The sequence below is a fragment of the Oscillibacter valericigenes genome, assembly GCF_021531915.1.
In the GTDB taxonomy this organism is placed as follows: domain Bacteria; phylum Bacillota; class Clostridia; order Oscillospirales; family Oscillospiraceae; genus Oscillibacter; species Oscillibacter valericigenes_A.
In genome coordinates this window covers 1-3,488 of the sequence record NZ_JAFBIV010000040.1, presented here as the reverse complement: position 1 = coordinate 3,488, position 3,488 = coordinate 1, and the positions used below count along the sequence as shown (strand labels likewise).

At 56.5% G+C, this 3,488-nt stretch carries 2 protein-coding genes and 1 pseudogene; 1 reads left to right on the top strand and 2 read right to left on the bottom strand.

Annotated elements, in window-relative coordinates:
• Positions 1-2,754, top strand: a pseudogene (locus tag JQM66_RS12380) (hypothetical protein); the annotation flags it as partial.
• 70 nt (positions 2,755-2,824) lie between these two features.
• Here the strand turns inward: JQM66_RS12380 and JQM66_RS12375 are convergent.
• Positions 2,825-3,268 (bottom strand): hypothetical protein, encoded by a 444-nt coding sequence (locus JQM66_RS12375; protein WP_235230170.1) that lies wholly within the window; start codon positions 3,266-3,268, stop codon positions 2,825-2,827.
• Positions 3,252-3,440 carry a hypothetical protein gene (locus JQM66_RS12370; RefSeq protein WP_235230169.1) on the bottom strand — a complete coding sequence of 63 codons (189 nt, stop codon included), beginning with the start codon at positions 3,438-3,440 and terminating at the stop codon, positions 3,252-3,254. Before JQM66_RS12370 ends, JQM66_RS12375 begins: the two co-directional genes overlap by 17 nt.
• Between the last annotated feature and the right edge of the window lie 48 nt (positions 3,441-3,488).

Sequence of the window (3,488 nt, the reverse complement as noted above, 5' to 3'; positions counted from 1 at the left end):
GTTGCCAAGCAGGCCATCGGCCTGGGCCTGAACAAGGGCCTGCTGGTCGACTTCGACGGCGGCAAGCAGATCACTCGTGAAGAGGCTGCCCTGTTTGCTTTCAACACCCTGCAGGCTACCCTGGTTGAGTACGACGAGAAGACCACCATCAACGTTGGCGGCGCTCAGGTCGTGCTGCAGGGCAAGGCTCAGGATGTGGCCTGGGGCACTGCCAAGCTGAACGATGGCAATATCAAGCCCGACGGCTTCGTGCAGTTCGCTGAGAAGCACTTCCCCAAGCTGGTCAAGAAGCCCACCTCCGATGCTTTTGGCCGTCCCGCTTATATCTGGGCCAACAACAAGAAGGACCTGGGCACCTATGTTGACTATTCCAAGATGGTCGGTGAGTACACTGTTGCCACCGAGGGCAAGGAAGTCTACACTGACGCCGGCACCATCGTTCTGGACGGCAAGTACACCCTGAATGTTTGGGTGGACGGTGTTGAGAGCGACATCATCACCAAGGCTGATCTCAAGAAGAGCAACGACAGCGATCTGGAAGGCACCGGCAACGGCGTTCTGACCCAGGTCTTCGTTGATAACGACGACGAGATTGTCACCATCACCGAGATTAACACCTATCTGGCTAAGACCGATGACTACAACGAGAAGAAGGAGACCCTGGCCCTGGATGATGTCTATGGCTATGATCCCGCTGTTGCCGTCATCAAGCTGGAGGACATCCCCGCCATCGAGAAGTACGAGGACGGCGACATGGTCCTGGTCACCATCGCTGACGGCGTGGTCCAGACCATTGTTGACCCCGAGACCATCGACGAGGCCACTCTGACCGAGTTCAGCAAGGGCAAGAGCGTCACCACCGGCGGCACCAAGTATGAGTATGCTGAGACCGCTGTTTATGAGGCTGGCACCCTGAATAACTACGATAACGATAACCTGGACAATGTCACTTATGACATGTGGCTGGATCAGTACGGCTACCTGATCGGCATCAAGATCGTTACCGAGAAGACCAAGTATCTGTTCGTCACCGGTTATGACATGGGCTCCAGCAACCTGACCAACAAGACCGCTGAGGCTTCCGTTATCTTCGCTGACGACGGCACCATGGATACCATCAAGGTCAACGTTGGCAAGTCTACCTTCGCCGCTGGCGAGCAGTGGGTCTGGAACACTGGCGACATCACTGATGCTGGTGTCAACAAGTGGTACACCTACTCCGAGAAGGACGGCGTTTACACCCTGAAGTCTGTCGCCGCCCAGTTCCAGGGCACCAAGGCTGACAACAGCGTTATTGACAAGGCCCACGTTGCCATTAAGGATACTACTCCTCAGACTGCCGAGTGGCGCTATGCCAACGACGGCACCAAGTTCATCACTGTCAAGACTTCTGACCTGACTCACGGCAATGCTCACAGCGCTACCGCCAATACCGGCTGCCTGGGTGTGATCGGTAAGGTCGTCTCCTTCGCCGAGGGCGTGAAGAACGTCAACATCAACGTGTTTGACACCACCGATGTTCAGAAGGATCTGAAGTTCATCGACAAGAACGGCAACGCTGTTGCTCCTCACGGCACCACCAACACTGTTTCCTCTGGCATCTATGCTCTGTACAACGCCAAGACCAACTACATCATCGCCGCCGTGGTCGTCGGTGAGGATGCCGGCGCTGCCAGCAGCATTGCTTACCTGTACGGCGAGCCCGAGAACGAGAAGTTCTCTGACGGCAAGTACTACTGGGATATGAAGGCTGTCATCGGCGGCAAGGCCACCCCTGTCACCTTCAAGAGCGAGCTGCCCTATGACGACGCTTTCACTGCTGGTCTGTATCAGCTGTTCAAGGATGCTGCCGATGAGTACATCATCGACGCCGATCCCTGGAACGGTGACACCTTCGCTCAGTACAACACCAATCCCACTACCACCAAGGCCATCGAGGCCACCTATGCGAATGCTGTGGATCTGAGCGCCACCAAGAACACCCTGTGGATCACCAGCAAGACCGCTAAGCAGGGCGTTGCTCTCGACAATGACTGCCCCGCCGTCGTGATCGAGAACAAGGCTGGCAAGCTGAAGACTGTTGAGTACGCCACCGTGGAGAAGGCCATCAAGAACCTGAGCCGCTATGACGAGACCAACAACTTCAAGGGCACCATCTATGTCTTCACCGAGGGTGGCGTTGCCACCAGCGTCATCCTGGTCGACGACATCTATGTCGCTCCCACCTACACCTACGGTGGTGTTGAGGAGAAGGCCATCATCTCCGATCTGAATGCCAGCGCTCTGACTGGTGAGATCGAAGTGGTCCGTCACAATGGTGGTACCTCTGCTCTGGACCTGATCAAGGCCACCCTGAAGGATGCCGGTTACACCTTCAACTACACCATCCCCAATACCACTTCTGAGACTGGCTATGATGTTGTTGCCACCATGGGCGACCGTCAGACCAAGTTCACCGTGACTCAGGATGATGTTGCTTACCTGGTTAAGCTGGAACTCACTCCTGCCTGCAAAGCGGTCGCAAAGCTGTCTGCTGACTATCTGTGGGTCTGCACTGCTGAGTGGTCCGAGGTTACGATTGCTCTGAATAGCGGTGTAACCTTCCCGGCAACCCGCAACGCCTCTGTGGCTGAGAGCGAGTTTGCCGGCAGCACTGGAACTGCTTCTGCTGGTGACACGAGCATGACTGTTCAGATTTCCTTCGCTCGTGGCCAGGCTGCTGCCGATAAGACTGCTACCATTAGCTGGTCCTAATCTTTTGAATCGCCAGCCTGCCTAATTCGCACAAAAAGGCCCCCCGGACTTCGGTCCGGGGGGCCTTTCTTTAAACAGATGCCCAGGCGATCACCTGATAGACACTGTCCTTCTGATTCATGCGGATATCACCAAGGGCATCGGTTTGCCAGGTCAGCGTTGTACCGGACCAGGAGATACTCATAATGCCGGTACTTGTGAAGGGGACAACCGCAGTGGTTGCCCCAGGTGTGGTCAATACGGTTCTGCCATCCACTCCGATGATCAGCACGGCTGCGGGAACCCAGGGAAACTGGAGCGATCGAGAAGTAACCGCGTTGCCAGTTCCGGTATAACTGGTTGTCCAGATTTTGCAGTTGCCATACAGCGCCATGGCCGCCGTCAGGGCCACCAGATCGTCCCGCTGCTGGGCCAGCGCCTGGTCCGTCTTCGCGTTGTCCGTGTTGAAATCCTCCATCTGGATGCGGTCTGTTTTCTCCCATTGCTTCAGTTGATAATTACCAGTTTCCGCCATAACTGCCTCCTCTCACGCCATACACCCGTTCCAGCCAGTCCTCCCGACACTCCCGCTGCAGCCGGGCCAGATACTCCGCCCGCTGCTTTGCCGCCAGCTCCCGCCGGTGCTCCTTCCGCAGCCGGTCACACTCCGCCTGCGTGATATAAAACGCCGCGCTTCTCTTTCCCATAGCTCATTCCTCCTTTTGGGCGCACTGCCCCCATGCGCCTCCCCCGCC

What these genes read in the sequence shown, in the direction of transcription:
- JQM66_RS12370 (WP_235230169.1), bottom strand. Translation starts at nt 3,440, where the DNA reads ATGGGAAAGAGAAGCGCGGCGTTTTATATCACGCAGGCGGAGTGTGAC.
- JQM66_RS12375 (WP_235230170.1), bottom strand. Translation starts at nt 3,268, where the DNA reads ATGGCGGAAACTGGTAATTATCAACTGAAGCAATGGGAGAAAACAGAC.